Below are 17,028 nucleotides of genomic sequence, written 5' to 3'. Positions count from 1 at the left end.
CCGAAGGCGAGCCCACCACCGCGAAGCCGAAGGCGAGCCCACCACCGCGAAGCCGAAGGCGAGCCCACCACCGCGAAGCCGAAGGCGAGCCCACCACCGCGAAGCCGAAGGCGAGCCCACCGCAGCTGCCCACGGTTACCGGGGCGCGGGGGTCTGCGCTTCACCCGACCAGAACCCCCAACAGGGGGTGCGGGTGGCGAAGCCCCCGCCGCGGCGAAGCCGCCAAAAAACAACGAGGGCGACCCGGTCCGCGCTTTCTGCGGACATGGGTCGCCCTCGCGCTCGTGGGCGATACTGGGATCGAACCAGTGACCCCTTCGGTGTGAACGAAGTGCTCTCCCGCTGAGCTAATCGCCCGGGCGCGGTAAGAACCTTACCGCATGGCAGGGGGTCGTCGTGCCGCCCTCAGAAGGGCATGGCCAGGCCGTACTTCCACAGGTAGAGGCCCGCGGCCGCGGCGATGAGGACGACGCCGACGATCAGAATGATCAGGTTGCGGCGGCGCGTCTTGGGGTCGAGGGCCCGTTGCGCGGCCTTCGTCGCCTGGTCCTTCGTCCACAGCAGCGTGCGCTGCGCCCACACGAACTCGGTGCCGAGGATCGCCAGGCCCACCAGGACCGCGGGAATGCCCGGCCCGGGGATGACCATCATGATCAGGCCCGCGACGATCACCGCGAAGCCGACGATCGCGACACCGATCTGCCACGTCAGGTGCAGCGTGCGGGAGCGCTTGATGAAGTGAGGCGCGCGGGAACCGTGCCCGCGGGGCTTCGGCACCGCCGACTCCGCGGCCTCCGCGGCCTCCCTCGCCGCCGGCGCGACGGTGTCGGTCTCCTGCGCCTTGTTGGTGGCGCCTGCGGCCCCCGTGTCCATCGTGGGTCCCCTTTCTCGGTGCATATCTGTCGCGCTGTGCTTGTGCCGTGCTGGTGCGGTGCTGGCTCGGTGCTGATGCGGTGCTGGTGGCGTGGGTTCGCGCCGTGTCGCCCACGCCGTCCCGTGCCCCGTAACGTGGGCCTTCGCGTGCGGGAGGGACCACGCTACAAGGGGGCGCCCTGAGGGCACAGGCCCCGTACGCACATCGGTTCGGATACAAGCGTCGCAGAACAAACCGTCCCCCTGTTGGGGTACACCACGCGACCGGCCCGGCACAGCCCGTATGCCACCCGTACGGCCCCTTCGGGACACATCCGGTACGCGTCCGGGACAGACCCGCAACACACCGCCGGAGAGCCCCCGCGATTCGCCTCGGGAGGGCCCGCGAGGCCCTCCCCCGATGGGCTGACCGGCCTCATTGCGGTGTTTCGCGGGTACTTCGCTCTTAAGGAGTACCCAGAGGCGCGTATATCGGGCAACGACGTTTACGAACCGCGCGTAGGTGGGATGTTGCGAACGCCGAGTGCGAATCCCCGAGCGCACACTGAGCGAAAGGCCATGGCGCTTATGAACACCACGGTCAGCTGCGAGCTGCACCTGCGCCTCGTCGTCTCCGCCGAGTCTTCGCTTCCCGTCCCCGCGGGACTGCGCTACGACTCGTCGGACCCCTACGCGGTGCATGCCACTTTCCACACCGGTGCCGATGAGACGGTCGACTGGGTGTTCGCCCGCGACCTGCTCGCCGAAGGGCTGCGCCAGCCCTCGGGTACCGGAGATGTCCGCGTGTGGCCGTCCCGAAGCCACGGTCAGGGCATCGTGTGTATCGCGCTGAGCTCCCCTGAGGGCGAAGCGCTCCTGGAAGCTCCCGCGAGGGCGCTCGAATCCTTCCTCAAGCGCACCAACGCCGCGGTCGCGCCCGGTGCCGAACACCGCTACTTCGATCTCGACCGCGAACTCTCGCAGATCCTCGCGGAGAGCTGACCTCCCGCCCACCGCCGTCGGCCTGCACGGCCGGTCTCCACGGGCCGTCCGGACAGGCGCCTTGCGTCGGATCACGGCGGCGGGATTTCGTCCTCCGCGGGACACCGCAAACGCATCACCCGAGGCCGACCGGGCCTCCCACTCGGGGAAGAGGGTCCGGTCGGCCTCGGCACATCCGGGACCGCCGAGACGGTTGGCCGCCGGCGCGGCCGGGTCCCGTCCGGCGGTCGCCGGGCGGCTCGCGTACGACGTTTGGGTCCGCATTTTCACGGAACCGCGACGTTTCCGGTTCGAGTCCGGTTCGGGTCGCGTTCGACTTGTGCCCGAAAGCGATTGATCCGCGGCGAGATCCGGATCCGTCGATCGGGTGCGGGCGGCTGCCCGCGCAGGCGTCCGGAAGCCGCCCGGGAATTAGGTGAACTTCCCGGTTATTCGCGCATACATATCCGCACCCGCGCATCCCGCACGAGTGACCGGATTCACAGCGTGCATCGCGACATAGCGTTCAACGCTATCCGTGACGGCTATTTCCGGCGGATCCCTCGTCAGATTCCGCGGCGGCGCAGGATCTCCTCGATGTCCGCGAACTCGTCGCCCAAACCGCTGTCCCCGCGCCGCGACCTGGGCTGCTTGGCGGGCTTGGCCTTCGGCTGCGCCTGCGGTTGCCCGGCGGTACGCGCCGCGCTCCCGGCAGCCGGCGGCAGTCCCCGCGCCGTCGCCCCGGCACCGGTCAGCGAGGCGGGACCGGACGCCTCCTCCTCCGCACCGCCGCGCCGCGAACCGATGGCGCGCACGAGCAGCAGCAGCGTCACCGCGAAGGCGAGGACCGCGACCCCGGCCCACGCGCGGATGCCGAACACCAGGTCGGTCGCCCAGTCCGCGGCTGCGTCGCCCACCCGCCGCGCGAGGGTGGCCAGCCCGGTCAGGTAGAGGCCGGCCGGGATGAGCGCGATGCCCACCCAACGTGTCGCACGCAGATAGCTGCCGGCTTGTGCGGACCGTACGGCCAGCACGAGCCCGAGCCCGGTCAACGCCGCGCACACCGCCCCCGTGACAATGCCTGCGTCAGACATCTCGCGCTCCCTCCGCGTCGGACACCTCCCATAGTGCCCCCCGTGCACTGCTGCGGCGTCGTCCGCGCGTACGAGTCACGATCTCCGACCTGGGAGAATCGCGGCATGAGTGCTCCCGTTCCGCTGCGCCTGGACTTCTGGTGCGAACTGCAATGCCCCGACTGCCGTGCCGCGCTCGCCGACGTGGCCGTGCTGCGTGACCGGTTCGGCCCCGAACTCGTGGTGGAGCTGCGGCACTTCCCGTTGGAGAAGCACAAGCACGCGCATCTCGCCGCGCAGGCCGCCGAGGAGGCGCGGGCGCAGGGCCAATTGTGGGCGTACGTCGAAGCCGTCCTCGTGCGCGTCGCGGAACTCGCGGCGGCGAAGGGTGCGGCGGCGGAGAAGCTTCTCGTGGACATCGCGCGCGGGCTGGGTCTGGACGCGGACGAGATGGAACTCGCGCTCATCGACGGCCGCCACATTCTGCAGGTGGATGCGGACGAAGCGGAGGGGGCGGCCATCGGTGTCAAGGGCACGCCCACCTACGAGGTGGCCGGCAAGTTGCTCGACGGCAGCAAGGACCAGACCGGGCTGCGCGAGCAGATCGAGGCGATCCTGACCGACCGCGCCGCGGACCGTCACACCTAGGCGCAGCTAGGCACACCTAGGCACAGCTAGGCACAGCGGGCACTGAGCAGGGCACTGCTGAGGGCACTGCTCAGCGCACTGCTCGGGGCGCTGACAACCACGGCGACACAGCCGCCGACGCACCTCGCGCTAAAGGATCATCTTCCCGAGTTGCCGCGCCTGCGTGCGGTAGCCGAGGGCCGCGGCTATGTGCCGTGCGGCCGGGACCGGGCCGACGAGTTCGAGGCCGAGTTCGCCGAGGCCGGCGGTGTACGCGAGGTGTTCGGCGGTGCGCAACAGCAGTCTGCCGTGCCCCTGCCCGTGCCACGCGTCGTACACCTCGACCGCGCGCACCTCGGCACGCCCGGGAACCGTCGGGGACGGATCGAGCCACACCGCCCCGGCCCGCGCTCCCGCCGCGTCGCACAGCTCGTACGCGCTGGTCTCGCCGCCGGACAGCCGCGCGCAGGCACGTGATTCGGCGGCGCGCCGCGACCAGCCGAGGCCGGTGAGCAGGGCGACGTAGCGGCGCCATGCGTCCTCGCGCCAGTCCTCGTGGGCACTCGCGGACATGGGGGCGAGCGTCATTCCGGAAGGCGGTTCGGGCGGCGTACGCTCGGCGCCGAGCCCGCCCCGCACCCGCGCGACCAGATAGCGGCTGTCGAACACGTAGCCCAGCGACGTCGCCAGGCGGAGCCCGGGCAGGTTCCCCTCCGGAACCTCGACGGCCACGCGCCCGCAGCCGAGGCGACGCAGCACCTCCTCGGCGGTGAGCAGCGCGACGCAGCCGTGCCCGCGCCGACGGCGGGACGCGAGGACCTCGATGTGGTCGATCCAGCCGGTGCCGTCGCCCCAGCGCCCGCCGGCGGCCAGATGCAGGCGGCCGATCGGGCGCCCGTTGGCGCAGATCGCGTACCAGTCCCCGGTCTCGACCTCCGCCCGAGTCCCCGGCGGAGCGGGCCGCAGTGTGGTGGTCACCCGGCTTCCCTCCCCTCGTCCGTCGAGGTGGTGCTGCCCACGACGGGAGCCGGTCAATCAACGCGCGGCGACCGCGGCGAATGCCACCGGCGAATGACATGTGCACGGCCGAGAATTGCGCACGGCCGCGACGGTCAGGGGTCGATGTCGGCCGCGGAGCGCGTCGCGAACACCTCGGCTGCTGCCCGCGTGAGCGGTCCCGGTGCGGCGAAGTCGCGGGTGTCCACGCGGTGCACCGCCTGCACGTCGCGGAGGGACGAGGTCACGAAGATTTCGTCGGTCTCGCCGAGTACGGAGTAGGGCAGGTCGGCCTCCTCGGCGTCCGTCCACTCCAGGACCAGTGCGCGCGTCACGCCCGCAAGGCAGCCGGATTCCAGCCGCGGGGTGAGCAGGCGTCCGCCGACGCCGACGAACACGTTCGAGCCGGTCCCCTCGCACAGCAGGCCTGCGGTGTTCGCGAACAGCGCCTCGGACGCGCCCTGCTTGGCGGCGCGCGCGAGCATCACCACGTTGTCCGCGTAGCTCGTGGTCTTGAGGCCGGTGGTCGGGGAGTTCTCGTTGCGCGTCCAGGGCACGGTGGCCACGGCCGTCGTGGGCTGGTGGGTCTTCGCGGGAGAGAGCGCGACGACGAGTGTCGCGGGCGCCGCGCCGCGGTCGGAGCCGAGCGGCGACGGCCCGCCGGTGTACGTGATGCGCAGCCGCCCCATCCCCTCCAGCGCGTTCGCCCCCAGCACCTCCGCACACGCCTCGCGCACCATGGCGAGGTCCGGGTCGGGCAGGCCGAGGCCGCGGGCGGACCGGGTGAGCCGGTCGAGGTGCCGGGTGAGCGCGAACGCCTGGCCGCCGGTGGCCTTCATGGTCTCGAACACGCCGTCGCCGACGGTGAATCCGTGGTCGACGACGGAGACGGTCGCGTCCTCCTCGTGGACCAGGCCGCCGCCGGTGCCGTCGCCCAGCCAGATCTTCATGCGTCTCCCTCGGTTCGGTGGCGGGTGTCGCCGGCCGCGACTCTGAGCAGGTGCGCGGCCTTCAGTTCGGTCTCGTCCCACTCGCCTTGCGGGTCCGAACCGTACGTGATGCCGGCGCCTGTACCGAAACACAGGCGCCCCTCGGCGTCGACGAAGAAGCTGCGGATACCCACCGCCAGTTCCGCTTCGCGGCGGTCGGCGTCGACCCAGCCGACCGCGCCGCAATAGGGGCCGCGCGGGACCGGCTCGAGTTCGGCGATGACGCGCAGCGCGCTGGACTTCGGCGCGCCGCTGACGGATCCGGGCGGGAAGGTCGCGGCGAGGAGTTCCGGCCAACCGGCGTCCTCGGTGAGCCGCCCGTCGACGACGGAGACGAGGTGGACGAGGCCCGGGTGCTTCTCGACGATGCACAGTTCGGGCACCGTAACGCTGCCGACCTCGCTGGTCCGGCCGAGGTCGTTGCGGACCAGGTCGACGATCATGACGTTCTCGGCGAAGTCCTTGGGCAGCAGGTCGGCTTCGGTGCGCCCGGTGCCCTTGATGGGCCCGGACTCGACGTGGCGGCCGCGGCGGCGCAGGTACAACTCCGGCGAGGCGCAGGCGACTTGCACGCCGTGTCGGGGCAGGCGTATGACACCGCCGTAGGGGGCGGGGTTGCCCAGCGCCAAGCGGCTCGCGAGGCCGACGATGTCCGCACGGTCGGGATCGGGCAGCGGCGCGGTCAGCATGCGGCACAGGTTGACCTGGTAGACCTCGCCCTGCTCGATGTATGCGCGGATGCGGCGCACGCCGTCCCGGTACGCGTCCGCGTCCAGCGATGTCGTCCACGCGTCCGGTTGCGGGCCGTGCCAGGGCGCGGGCGGGAGTGGGGCCTCGCGTACGTCGTCGAAGCGCGCGCACACGACACCGCCCTCGAAGTCGACGACGACCGCCCAGAAGCCGCGCGAGTCCAGCGCGGCGGGATCGTCGGTGACGTCACGCAGTCCGGTCGCGAGGCGACCGCCGAGGTGGGCGAGGGCGGGGAGTTCGTTCACGCGTTCACGGGGTTCCACGGGATTCGCAGGGCGGCGGATCCGACCGCCTGGGATCGGGCCGACGCCGGTCGGCGGCGGGCACCTTTTATGGTGGCGAGCAATTGTGGCGAGCACCTTATTGTAAGGACGTTTGTAAGGACGTTCCGGACAGATGCCGGTCCGCGAACGGGGTTCCGCGACATCGGGATCCGGCCACCCGTTCCCGCGGATCTCCGCGCACGGCATGATGCGGTGTCAGGGGGCGAGGGGAAACTGTCGCGCCCGTGCCGTCCGCCGGGGGCGGCGAGGGATCCGCGCCCAGTGGACCGCCCGACCGTCCCGGCCCCCGGCATATGTTGTCGGCTCTGCTCTCTGGTCTGCATGTAACTGAAGGGTTCCATTCGTGCTCTGTCCCGCCTGCGGCACCTGGTCCACCCAGGCCGACCGCTGCTCGCACTGCGGTACCGCGTTGGCCGCGCCCCCGCCGGCGCCTGTCCCCGTGGGCGGCTCGGCGGCTCCTCAGCCCCCGGCGGCCCCGTACGGGCAGCCCGGCCCCGGACAGGGTGCGCACCCGCAGAACCCCTACGCCGCGCCGAATCCTTACGGCACCGCCGGTCCGCAGGCACCCGGGTACGGCACGCCGAACCCGTACGCCGCGCAGCAGGCGCCGTACGGTCAGGCCCCGGGCCAGCTGCCCGGTCAGGTGCCCGGTCAGGTCCCCGGCCAGATGCCGTACGGCGGACCGGGCTACCCCGGCGCGCAGCAGCCCTACCCGGGTGCGCCCGGGTACCCGCAGGCCGGCTACTCCTGGCGTCCGCCGCAGCCCTTCAAGCCGCTCAAGGGCCTGGCCGTCTCGCTGTACGTGCTGCTGGGCGTCACCTCGCTCGGTGCGGTGGTCAGCCTGGTCTCGTACTTCATGCGTGCCTCGCTGCTGAGCGACCTGATCGACGACCCCAGCTCGGTCACCGGCGGCGAAGCGGACAACGCGGACAACTTCGTCACCGCTGCGACGGCGTTCGAAGGCGTCGTGATGCTGGCGACGGTCGTGGTGTTCGTCATCTGGTTCTACCGGGCGCGCGGCAACGTCGAACTGTTCGGCCCGTCACAGCAGACGCTGGCCAAGGGCTGGGCGATCGGCGGCTGGTTCTGCCCGGTCGTGTGGTGGTGGTTCCCGAAGCAGATCGCGCACGACATCTGGAAGGCGAGCGACCCGCAGGCGGCGGAGCGCGGCGGTGCGACGCCGGGGCGCAAGCCGCTGCTGTGGACGTGGTGGATCCTGTTCGTGCTCGCGGTCTGGACACCCGTCGGCGCGGCCTTCCTGTACCCGTCGGAGGACGACATTGTCTTCGACGACGCGAAGGACCTGCGTACGGCCGACTACGTGTCCGGTGGGCTGACCGTCCTCACCATCTTCGCGGCGATCGCCGCGGTCTTCGTGGTCCGCAAGATCACCGCGTTCCAGCACGCCCGTGAGGCGCAGGCCTTCGCGGCGCTGGGCCTGCCGCACGACGCCGCCGCGGCGGCGTCGTGGACCGGTGCCCCGAGCCAGGGCCCGACGCCCGGTCCCCTCGCGGCACCCGCTTCCGCTCCCGTGCCGGCACCGAGTGCACCGCAGGACGCGGCGCCGCCCGCGCCGAAGGCGCCGCCCGCCATGCCGACCGCTCCCCCGACGGTCGCCCCCGTGGCCCCCGCGGCCGCACCGGCCGCTTCGCCCGCCGAGTCCGAGCCGGCGGCCTTCGCGTCGGCCCCGGCCGAGGCACCGCCCTCCCTGCCGGAGGAGCCCGAGGCGTTCCCGACCGCGGCGTCGGCTCCGGCCCCGTCGCTGGAGAAGCCCGAGCCGCAGGCATTCCCGACACCCGAAGCCCCGGTCGAAACCCCGGCCGAGACACCGGCCGGAACCCCGGCCGAGGCTCTCCCGGCGACCGAGCCGGCCGCAGCGGCCGAGCCGGTTCCGCACGAGGAAGAGGCTTCTCCCCTGACGCTCACCAAGCGTCCGGAAGAGCCCGCGGCCGAAGCCGCCCCGGCGTCGGAACCCGCGCCGGAACCCGAAGCCGAAGCGGCAGCCGAGCCGGTACGCGAGCCCGAGCCCGCGGCCGAGCCGGAGCCCGAAGCGGGCACGACCATCCTCCCGGCGATCCCCGTCACGCCCGACGAGCCCCCGGCATCCGCGTCCGCCGCATCCGCCGCGCCCACCGAGGTCGTGGACCGGGCTCCCGAGCCGGACGCGCCCGCCGAGACCGCCGAGACCTCCGAGACGCCGCGCGAGGAAGCGGCACCGACCGAAGTCGTCGCTCGTGACGACGAAGCGGTACCGAGCACCGACTCCGACCGCGAGCCCACCTCCAAGGCATCCTCCGAGGCCACCCCGGAGCCCGCCTCCGAGGCGGAGCCGGAGGCCGGCACGATGATCCTCCCGATCGACACTCCGCCGACCGACGCCCCGTCGGAGGACGCCCCGCCCGCCGACGAGCCGCCGGCCACGAGGCCGTAGCCTTCGGCGCGACATCGGGCACGGCCCGCGAACGCCCCCGCAGCCCTACCGGGCCGCGGGGGCGTAGCCGTTCCCACCCACCCCGGACGCACCGCCCCGTGCTCACCGCCGTGCCCCGGGCATGCCCACTGACGTGCCCGCCGCCCGTGATCGGTCCGCTCACGATTCGTGTCCCGGGTCGCGCATTCCGGGCGGCCCGGACGTGTCCTGACGTCCCGGATGTGTCCCGGTTGTGAACGGATGCGGCCCCCGAATACCCCGCCCGGCATCCCACGCGCGACCCGTCACCGGCTCGTTGACCTGCGGGTTCGAGGCGGGGACCGGGCAGCGGACATTTCACCCCGAGGGTGGACCGCAGGGAAACGGAATTTGTCCTGGCCTCGGTTTCCGCTAAAGTTCTTCTCGTCGCCGGGAAGCGGAAACGCCGCCCGACACGCGGACGTGGCTCAGTTGGTAGAGCATCACCTTGCCAAGGTGAGGGTCGCGAGTTCGAATCTCGTCGTCCGCTCGGAAGATGGCTGTGGGGTCGCCGTGGGTCACCACCCACCCGGTCCCGCGCTTGGTGGAGTGGCCGAGAGGCGAGGCAACGGCCTGCAAAGCCGTCTACACGGGTTCAAATCCCGTCTCCACCTCGAGAAGAGAGTTCCGGTCCGCCGGAATGATCTTCCCCGCGCGATTAGCTCAGCGGGAGAGCACCACACTGACACTGTGGGGGTCACTGGTTCAATCCCAGTATCGCGCACCACCCCGATCGATCGGGCCGCCTGGATCTCGTTCCGAGGTGGCCCTGTTCATGAGGGGCGCGGCAACCGTAGTAGCATCTGTGCGGATCGCAAGATCCGTCCCGCGCGATTAGCTCAGCGGGAGAGCACCACACTGACACTGTGGGGGTCACTGGTTCAATCCCAGTATCGCGCACCGACGAATGGGTCGTAGGAGGCAACTCCTGCGGCCCTTCTTCGTGTTCGCACTCATGCGGGCATGCGCACGGGCAGTCGCACGGGCACACGTACCGGCGCGGGCACCGGGCATGCGGCGGTCCCGGCGCGGGCCCGGAGTGATACCGGGTGGGGGCATTCTCGGTTTCGGCGGCGGCGGCTTTGGCCCGGCTACCATGACATGCCCGTCCTCCGGGCCGTGACGAGACATTCCTCGACCGACAGGCACGCCGATGACCCTCAGACGCCTGCGGCCGGCCGCCGACCGGGGGGCGATCGGCCCAGAGCCCTCGCTCGGCGACCGCCGTGCGACGCTCGCCGCGTACGCGGCGATCCTGGCGATCGCCGTCATCGACGCCCTCATCGACCCGGCCATCCCCGGCGCCGTCGCCCTGGGCCTGGTCGCCCCGGCCGCCGCCGGCGTCTGCAGTCGGCGCCAGGTGGCGGGCGTCGCCCTGACCGCGACGGTGAGCGCGGTGGTCCTGGTCACCTGGTACGAATCGACCACCGTCACCTCCAAGTTCATCCACGTCGCGGTCATCGGCTCGCTCGGGCTCGTGGCACTGGGCGTGACCTCCACGCGCCTGCGCCGGGAAGCCCAGCTCAGGCACGCCCGTTCGGTGGCGATGACGTTGCAGAGCGCGGTCCTCGAACCGGTCCCGCCCCGGCTGCCCGGGCTGGACCTGGCGAGCCTCTACATGGCCGCGGAGGCGGAGACGCTGGTCGGCGGCGACTTCTACGCCGTGGTCGACGGGCCGCACGGGATCCGCATGTTGATCGGCGACGTGCGCGGCAAGGGCCTGCCCGCGGTGAACACCGCGGCGGCGCTGATGGCGACGTTCCGCGAGGCGGCGTACCACGAGAAGGACCTGACCGAGGTGGCGTCGCGCCTGGAGGGGCGTATCCACCGCCTCACCTCGGAGCGCACCGGGCCGCCCGGCGAGCGGTTCGCGACCGCGCTGCTGATGGCGTTCGACGAGCCGGACCGGCTGCGCCTGATCACGTGCGGCCACACGCAGCCCATCATGTTGCGCGACGGCTCCGCGACCGAGATCGAACTCGGTGACATCGCACCGCCGCTCGGCCTCGCCCCGCTGTATCCGGGCGGGGTGAAGTACGTCGAGCACGAGATCGCGTTCGAGGCCGGCGACACCCTGGTGGCCACGACCGACGGCATCAGCGAGGCACGGGACGCCGAGGGACAGTTCTACCCCGCCGCCGCCCGGCTCGCGGGGTGGAGCCGTGCATGGCCGCAGCACATCGTGCTGCACCTGTACAGCGACCTGCGCGGGCACACCGGCGGGCCGTTGCAGGACGACGCCGCGGCGCTCGTCCTCCAGCGCCCCCGCCGCGAGACTCCCGCCGGGACGCGCCGCCGCAAGCTGCCCATCTGATCCCCAACTCGGGCAATTCTCCCGCCAGACAGGCGTGTTCACCCGCCCGTTCGGGCGCACCGTCAAATCTCTTTCACACACGCGCAACATGTGAGGGCGTCCGCGGAAACAGGCCGTCCCTCTACTAGGTCACGACCCGCCGCGACGGCGGGGCGCGGCTAGGGTTCCGCCGCTCGGTGCCGAGAGCGCCGGCGGGACTGGTCCGAGAGCCGCAGGCGGGGCCATGCGTCGGCCCCGTTCCACGGCGGGAGAAAAGCCCGGGAGGCCAGGTCGATCCGGCACGTCCGGATCCCGGTCCCGGGGAGCGCCCGTGACGCATCATCAGCACCTCCACAACGCGGCGGCCGTCACGCGCAGCAGGACCGCGTACGCCGACGCGCACCTCCCTCCCGGTTCCCGGGCACCCCATCGCCGCGCCCCTCACCCCTGCGCCGACCCGCGCGCGGAAAGGCCCATGCCATGACCACGCTCAGCGCCCCGTCCGGCCCGCCGCCGACCGCCCCCACCCCCGAGGCCACCGACGCCACGGACCTCGCGACCTTCGGTTATGAGCAGCAACTGCACCGCAAACTGGGCTCGTTCGCGTCGTTCGCGGCCGGCTTCTCGTTCGTGTCGATCCTGACCACGGTGTTCCAGCTCTTCGCGTTCGGCTTCACCTTCGGCGGCCCGGCGTTCTTCTGGACCTGGCCCATCGTGTTCGCCGGGCAGCTCCTCGTCGCGCTCTGCTTCGCCGAACTCGCCGCCCGCTACCCGATCGCCGGATGCGTCTACCAGTGGTCGCGCCGCCTCTCGACCGGTCTGACCGGGTGGTTCGCCGGCTGGCTCATGCTCATCGGCCAGATCGTCTCGGTCGCGGCGGCGGCGATCGCGCTCCAGGTCGTGCTGCCGCGGATCTGGTCCGGGTTCCAGCTCGTGGGCACCGACACCGCGCTCACCTCGACCGACGGCGCCACCAACGCCGTGCTGCTGGGCACCGCGCTCATCGTGGTCACCACGGTCATCACGGCGGTCGGCGTGAAGGTGATGTCGCTGGTCAACAGCGTCGGCGTGGCGTGCGAACTGGTCGGCATCGTGCTCCTGGTCGCGCTGTTGTTCTGGCACGCCGAGCGGGGCCCGTCGGTGGTCACCGACACCGGAGGAGCGGAGGGGAACGGCAGCTACTTCGCGGCGTTCCTGGTCTCGGCGCTGATGGCGGCGTACGTCATGTACGGCTTCGACAGCGCGGGCGAGCTCGCCGAGGAGACCAAGAACCCCCGCAAGACCGCGCCGCGGGCGATCCTGCGCGCGCTGGTCGCGTCCGGTGTCGCCGGACTCCTGCTGCTGCTCGGCGCCCTGATGGCCGCGCCCAGTGTCACCGACGGCGAACTGGCCGCGGGCGGGCTGCCGTACGTCCTCACCACCCAGCTCGGCACCGGGCTCGGCAAGGCCCTTCTCGTGGACGTCGCCATCGCGATGTTCGTGTGCACGCTGGCGATCCAGACGGCCGCGACGCGCCTGGTGTTCTCGATGTCGCGGGACGGGGTGCTGCCCGGCTCGGCGCGCCTGGCCAAGGTGTCACCGCGGACCGGGACTCCCGTGCTGCCGGCGCTCATCGTCGGGGTGCTGGCCGCCGCGCTGCTGCTGGTCAACGTCGGCCGCGCGGAGCTGTTCACGGCGCTCACCTCCGTCGCGATCGTGCTGGTCTACGTCGCCTACCTCCTGGTCACCCTGCCGATGCTGGTCGCCCGACTGCGCGGCCGCCTGCCCGCCCACGAAGGCTTCGCGCTGGGCCGGTTCGGGCTCGTGGTGAACCTGGGCGCCGTCGTGTACGGCGTGCTCATGGCCGTGAACATCGGCTGGCCGCGGGCCGAGGTGTACGACCCGGCGGGCGGCCACTGGTACCTCGAATGGTTCGCCACCCTGTTCGTCGGCGGCGTACTGCTCGTGGGCGCCGGGGCGTACGCCCTGCTGCGCCGCGAACACCGGCGCACCGCACCGGTCGCCGTCGCCGCGGGGGTGGCCTCGTGACCGCGCTTCCCGACGCCGTCGGCACCGCGCCGGGCGTTCCGCTGTACGAGCACGAGATCGCCGCGGGCGCCGCGTGGACGGTACGCCTCGGCCGCCACCGGGCTCTGCGCCTGACCTGCCTGGACGACGGCGCCAACGCCTCCGTACTGGTCTTCGCCGCCGCCGACCCGCTCGAACGCCTCAACGTCCCGGACACCCTCAAGGCGCAGATGTCCGCCCGGGTGCACCCGCCGATGGTCCTGATGTCCGACATGGGCCGCGCGCTCGCGTCGATGACCGCGTCGTCCCTCGACTGGCACGACGCGATCACCGGGCACAGCACCGACGCCCAGGTGCGGGACCGCTTCGGCCCCTCCGACTACGCGAACGACCGCAACGCGTGGCGGCGCAGCGCCCGGGCGGGGCTCCTCGACGAGTTGTGGAAGCGCGGGCTCGGCCGCCGCGACCTGCACGCGACGCTCAATCTGTTCAGCAAGGTCGTGCCGGCCGGGGACGCGCGCGGTTCGCTGGCCTTCACGCCGGGCCACGCCGCGGCCGGCGACTGGGTGGAACTGCGGGCGGAGCAGGACCTGTTGGTGGTGCTCTCGACCGCGCCGCATCCCCTGGACCCCATGCCGATCTGGGCGCCGGCCCGCCTGCTCGCGTCGGTCGCGGCCGTGCCGGCTCCGAGGGCGGACGACCCGTCGCGCGTGTTCCGTGCCGAGTCCGGGCGCGCGCTCGCCGCGACCGAGAGGAGCCTCGCGTGACCACCATCGACACCGCCGTGCTGTTGGACACGACCGTCGCGGCCGGGGACGGCTGGACCGGGGAGATCCCGGCCGGCGGGCGCCTGCGCATCGTCGACCTGTGCGGCAACCAGGCCGTCGACACGCTGTTCTTCGACGCGCACGACTACACGAACCGCTACAGCGCGGTGGACACCGTCCGGGAACAGGGCGCGGTGTACCTCACCACCGGTTCCGTGCTGATGTCGACGGGCCTCGACCCGCTCGCGACGATCGTCGACGACACGTGCGGCCGGCACGACACACTCGGCGGCGCGTGCGCGCAGGAGAGCAACGTCGTGCGCTACGGCGAGCACACGCGGCACCAGCACGCGTGCCGCACCACCTTCGTACGCCAGGCCATGGCGTGGGGCCGCGGCCTCGACAAGCGCGACATCACCCACAACGTCAACTTCTTCATGAACGTGCCGCTCACCCCGGACGGCGGGCTCACGTTCGAGGACGGCGTATCGGCACCGGGCAAGTACGTCGAACTCCGTGCCGAACGCGACATCCTCGTGGTCGTCAGCAACTGCCCCCAGCTCAACAACCCGTGCAACGGGTACGACCCGACACCGGTGCGGCTGCTGGGGTGGTCCGCGTGACCGCCGTCGCGGGGGCGGAAAGCCCGCAGACCGCGCGGGTCGTACCGGCCGCATCGGCAACGCCGGTCGCGCCTGCCGCGCCTGCCGCGCCACCCGGCTTCACGGTGGTCGCGCCGGGCGTGCAGTCCTTCGTCGTCGACCTGGCCGGACGCGGTGGCCTGTGGGGCGTCGGCGTGCCGCCCTCCGGGGCCTTCGACGACCGCTCGTTCGCCCTCGCCAACGCCGCTGTGGGCAACCCGGCTTCGGCGGCCGGCATCGAGGCCGTACTGCGTGGTCCGGTGCTGCGGTTCGAACGGCGCGCGCTGGTCTGCCTGGCGGGCGCGGTCGAGCACGCGACCCTCGACGGCCGCCCGGTCGTGCCCGGCCGCGTCACGGTCGTCGGGCCCGGCCAGGTCCTCGACCTCGGCGACACGGTCGGCCCGGGCCTGCGCCAGTACCTCGCCGTCGGCGGAGGCGTCGCGGTGCCGGCAGTGCTCGGCAGCCGGACGACGTTCCTGCTCGGCAAGTTCGGCGGTCACGAGGGCCGTGCCCTGGCCGCGGGGGACGTGCTCCCGGTGGGCTCGGCGGAGAACCTGGCGGCACCGCTCGACGTCACCGCCCTGCTCCCCCGGCTCACCGACAGCTGGGAACTGCGCGTCGTGCCGGGGCCGCACGGCGCACCCGAGCATCTGACGGACGCCGGGCTCGCCGAACTGTTCGCCGCGGAATGGCGCGTGGACCACCGTGCGGACCGCACCGGCGTGCGCCTGGTGGGCCCGGCGCCCGGCTGGGCGCGCGAGGACGGGGGCGAGGCGGGGCTGCACCCGAGCAACATCCACGACAGCGCGTACCCCGTCGGCGGCATCATGCTGTCCGGCAACACGCCGGTCGTGGTCGGACCGGACGGGCCGAGCCTGGGCGGCTTCGTGGTGCCCGCGGTCGTGGTGCGGGCCGACCGCTGGAAGCTCGCGCAGGCGCGGCCGGACGACCGCGTACGGCTGGTCCCGGTGACGCCCGAGGATGCCGCGGATACGAACCGCGCCCGTGACGCCGAACTCGCCGATCCCCGGGCGGCCGCGGCGTGGCTGGAGGTGCTCGGCGGCCATGCCTCCGACCTCCCGCCGACCGGCGCCGGGACGGGCCGGCCCGAACCGCTGCTCGACCTGCCGGCGTCGGGGGTGCGCCCGTCGCTCACCGTCCGGCACGCGGGCGACTGCCATGTGCTCGTCGAGGCGGGTCCGCCGAAACTCGACCTGACGGTGCGCTTGCAGGTCCACCTTCTCGCGCGGGCGCTATCCGGGCCGGCGACCGTCGAGGCGGAAACCGTCGAGTCGGAAACGGTCGAGCCGGAAACGGTCGAGCCGGAAACGGTCGAGCCGGGAACCGTCGAGTCGGAAACGGTCGAGTCCGCAACGGCCGTGTCCGGCAGGCCGGATCCCTCCCGGGAGGGCTGCTCCCCCGCCGAAAGCGTGCGGGCCGGTATCACCGAGACCGTGGAGGGCGTACGTTCCCTGCTGCTCGCGTTCGATCCCGGCGTCCTCGACGCCCGGGACGTGGCCGAAGCCGTCGGCGCCGCCTGGGCGACGCTGCCCGACCCGCGCGGCATCGAACTGCCGGTCCGCGAGGTCGTGCTGCCGCTGGCCCTCGACGACCCCGCCGCGCACGAGGCGATGCGGCGGTACCAGCGCGGGGTGCGCCCCGATGCGCCGTGGTGCCCCGACAACGTCGAGTTCATCCGCCGCGTCAACGACCTCCCGTCGCGCGAAGCGGTGTTCGAGGTCGTCGAGGCCGCGACGTACCTCGTGCTGGGCCTGGGGGACGTGTACCTGGGTGCTCCGGTCGCCGTGCCACTCGATCCGCGGCACCGCCTAGTGACCACGAAGTACGACCCGGCGCGCACCTGGACCCCGGAGAACGCGGTCGGCATCGGCGGCGTCTACCTGTGCGTGTACGGCATGGAGGGCCCGGGCGGCTACCAGCTCGTCGGCCGCACGATTCCGGTGTGGCGGCTCACCGACTCCGGGGAACCTCCGTGGCTGCTGCGCCAGTTCGACCGGCTGCGCTTTCGTCCCGTGGCGCCCGAGGAATTGCTGCGGCTGCGTGCCGAGGTCGCGGCGGGGCGGGCCGGCCCGGAGATCCGTGAGGCGACCCTGACCTGGGACGACCTGACCGCGGCGACCACCCTCCTGGATGCCGAACAGCGGCGCGAGGCAGCCGATTTCACCGCACGCCGGGAGGCCGCGTTCGCGGCGGAACGCGACCGGTGGGCCGCACGTTGACGCTTCGGATCTCCGGGTGACCGGGGGCCGAAGCCCGCGAGCGGTCCGCACCGACCGGCGGGAGTTCAGGACCGGGCGA

The 17,028-nt window shown here is 72.5% G+C and carries 13 protein-coding genes, 5 tRNA genes and 1 riboswitch; of the genes, 12 read left to right on the top strand and 6 right to left on the bottom strand.

Annotation, left to right across the window (positions count from 1 at the left end; translation table 11 throughout):
• Positions 1 to 285: 285 nt before the first annotated feature.
• Both AB0C36_RS39350 and AB0C36_RS39345 read right to left on the bottom strand, forming a co-directional pair.
• A tRNA-Val gene (locus AB0C36_RS39350) sits at positions 286 to 357 on the bottom strand.
• Positions 358 to 405: 48 nt separating this feature from the next.
• Positions 406 to 873, bottom strand: a complete 468-nt coding sequence (locus tag AB0C36_RS39345; RefSeq protein ID WP_358363695.1) for a TIGR02611 family protein — start codon at positions 871 to 873, stop codon at positions 406 to 408.
• 567 nt (positions 874 to 1,440) lie between these two features.
• Here AB0C36_RS39345 and AB0C36_RS39340 point away from each other — a divergent pair.
• Entirely contained in the window at positions 1,441 to 1,854 is a 414-nt protein-coding gene (locus AB0C36_RS39340; RefSeq protein WP_231779752.1) for an SsgA family sporulation/cell division regulator, read from the top strand.
• 545 nt (positions 1,855 to 2,399) lie between these two features.
• Here the strand turns inward: AB0C36_RS39340 and AB0C36_RS39335 are convergent.
• Positions 2,400 to 2,927 (bottom strand): hypothetical protein, encoded by a 528-nt coding sequence (locus AB0C36_RS39335; RefSeq protein WP_358363693.1) that lies wholly within the window; start codon positions 2,925 to 2,927, stop codon positions 2,400 to 2,402.
• 105 nt (positions 2,928 to 3,032) lie between these two features.
• Here AB0C36_RS39335 and AB0C36_RS39330 point away from each other — a divergent pair, with 105 nt between their 5' ends.
• Positions 3,033 to 3,554, top strand: a complete 522-nt coding sequence (locus AB0C36_RS39330; protein ID WP_358363692.1) for a DsbA family protein — start codon at positions 3,033 to 3,035, stop codon at positions 3,552 to 3,554.
• A 129-nt stretch (positions 3,555 to 3,683) separates the two neighbouring features.
• Here AB0C36_RS39330 and AB0C36_RS39325 read toward each other — a convergent pair whose 3' ends face one another.
• From AB0C36_RS39325 to AB0C36_RS39315, 3 genes are all read right to left on the bottom strand, one after another.
• Positions 3,684 to 4,511 carry a GNAT family N-acetyltransferase gene (locus tag AB0C36_RS39325; RefSeq protein ID WP_358363690.1) on the bottom strand — a complete coding sequence of 276 codons (828 nt, stop codon included), beginning with the start codon at positions 4,509 to 4,511 and terminating at the stop codon, positions 3,684 to 3,686.
• Positions 4,512 to 4,645: 134 nt separating this feature from the next.
• Complete coding sequence (locus tag AB0C36_RS39320; protein WP_358363688.1) at positions 4,646 to 5,479, bottom strand: aminotransferase class IV; 834 nt, start codon at positions 5,477 to 5,479, stop codon at positions 4,646 to 4,648.
• Positions 5,476 to 6,513, bottom strand: a complete 1,038-nt coding sequence (locus AB0C36_RS39315; protein WP_358363686.1) for a chorismate-binding protein — start codon at positions 6,511 to 6,513, stop codon at positions 5,476 to 5,478. The genes AB0C36_RS39320 and AB0C36_RS39315 overlap by 4 nt, the downstream gene beginning before the upstream one ends.
• Positions 6,514 to 6,895: 382 nt before the next feature.
• On the opposite strand from AB0C36_RS39315, the gene AB0C36_RS39310 reads away from it, so the two are divergent.
• From AB0C36_RS39310 to AB0C36_RS39265, 10 genes are all read left to right on the top strand, one after another.
• Entirely contained in the window at positions 6,896 to 8,983 is a 2,088-nt protein-coding gene (locus AB0C36_RS39310; RefSeq protein ID WP_358363684.1) for a DUF4328 domain-containing protein, read from the top strand.
• A 435-nt stretch (positions 8,984 to 9,418) separates the two neighbouring features.
• Positions 9,419 to 9,491: transfer RNA gene (locus AB0C36_RS39305), tRNA-Gly, on the top strand.
• A 53-nt stretch (positions 9,492 to 9,544) separates the two neighbouring features.
• Positions 9,545 to 9,615, top strand: a tRNA-Cys gene (locus tag AB0C36_RS39300).
• 38 nt (positions 9,616 to 9,653) lie between these two features.
• Positions 9,654 to 9,728, top strand: a tRNA-Val gene (locus AB0C36_RS39295).
• Between the two features lie 101 nt (positions 9,729 to 9,829).
• Positions 9,830 to 9,901: transfer RNA gene (locus AB0C36_RS39290), tRNA-Val, on the top strand.
• 253 nt (positions 9,902 to 10,154) lie between these two features.
• Positions 10,155 to 11,315 carry a PP2C family protein-serine/threonine phosphatase gene (locus AB0C36_RS39285; protein WP_358363683.1) on the top strand — a complete coding sequence of 387 codons (1,161 nt, stop codon included), beginning with the start codon at positions 10,155 to 10,157 and terminating at the stop codon, positions 11,313 to 11,315.
• Between the two features lie 147 nt (positions 11,316 to 11,462).
• A riboswitch (guanidine-I (ykkC/yxkD leader) is annotated at positions 11,463 to 11,581 on the top strand.
• A 193-nt stretch (positions 11,582 to 11,774) separates the two neighbouring features.
• Positions 11,775 to 13,322, top strand: coding sequence for an amino acid permease (locus AB0C36_RS39280; RefSeq protein ID WP_358363682.1), 1,548 nt, complete (start codon positions 11,775 to 11,777; stop codon positions 13,320 to 13,322).
• Complete coding sequence (locus AB0C36_RS39275; RefSeq protein WP_358363680.1) at positions 13,319 to 14,068, top strand: urea amidolyase associated protein UAAP1; 750 nt, start codon at positions 13,319 to 13,321, stop codon at positions 14,066 to 14,068. The genes AB0C36_RS39280 and AB0C36_RS39275 overlap by 4 nt, the downstream gene beginning before the upstream one ends.
• On the top strand, positions 14,065 to 14,691 hold the full coding sequence (locus AB0C36_RS39270; RefSeq protein WP_358363679.1) for an urea amidolyase associated protein UAAP2: 627 nt from the start codon (positions 14,065 to 14,067) through the stop codon (positions 14,689 to 14,691). Before AB0C36_RS39275 ends, AB0C36_RS39270 begins: the two co-directional genes overlap by 4 nt.
• On the top strand, positions 14,688 to 16,949 hold the full coding sequence (locus AB0C36_RS39265) for a 5-oxoprolinase/urea amidolyase family protein (protein ID WP_358363677.1): 2,262 nt from the start codon (positions 14,688 to 14,690) through the stop codon (positions 16,947 to 16,949). Before AB0C36_RS39270 ends, AB0C36_RS39265 begins: the two co-directional genes overlap by 4 nt.
• The last annotated feature ends 79 nt before the right edge of the window (positions 16,950 to 17,028 follow it).

It is taken from the genome of Streptodolium elevatio, from assembly GCF_040649515.1.
Classification (GTDB): domain Bacteria; phylum Actinomycetota; class Actinomycetes; order Streptomycetales; family Streptomycetaceae; genus Yinghuangia; species Yinghuangia elevatio.
Note: the sequence above shows the minus strand (reverse complement) of the source record. Positions and strands in the feature narration are given on the sequence as shown.

Bases quoted from the DNA above. Each gene is read 5' to 3' on its own strand.
- AB0C36_RS39345 (WP_358363695.1), bottom strand. From the start codon at position 873: ATGGACACGGGGGCCGCAGGCGCCACCAACAAGGCGCAGGAGACCGAC.
- AB0C36_RS39340 (WP_231779752.1), top strand. From the start codon at position 1,441: ATGAACACCACGGTCAGCTGCGAGCTGCACCTGCGCCTCGTCGTCTCC.
- AB0C36_RS39335 (WP_358363693.1), bottom strand. From the start codon at position 2,927: ATGTCTGACGCAGGCATTGTCACGGGGGCGGTGTGCGCGGCGTTGACC.
- AB0C36_RS39330 (WP_358363692.1), top strand. From the start codon at position 3,033: ATGAGTGCTCCCGTTCCGCTGCGCCTGGACTTCTGGTGCGAACTGCAA.
- AB0C36_RS39320 (WP_358363688.1), bottom strand. From the start codon at position 5,479: ATGAAGATCTGGCTGGGCGACGGCACCGGCGGCGGCCTGGTCCACGAG.
- AB0C36_RS39285 (WP_358363683.1), top strand. From the start codon at position 10,155: ATGACCCTCAGACGCCTGCGGCCGGCCGCCGACCGGGGGGCGATCGGC.
- AB0C36_RS39280 (WP_358363682.1), top strand. From the start codon at position 11,775: ATGACCACGCTCAGCGCCCCGTCCGGCCCGCCGCCGACCGCCCCCACC.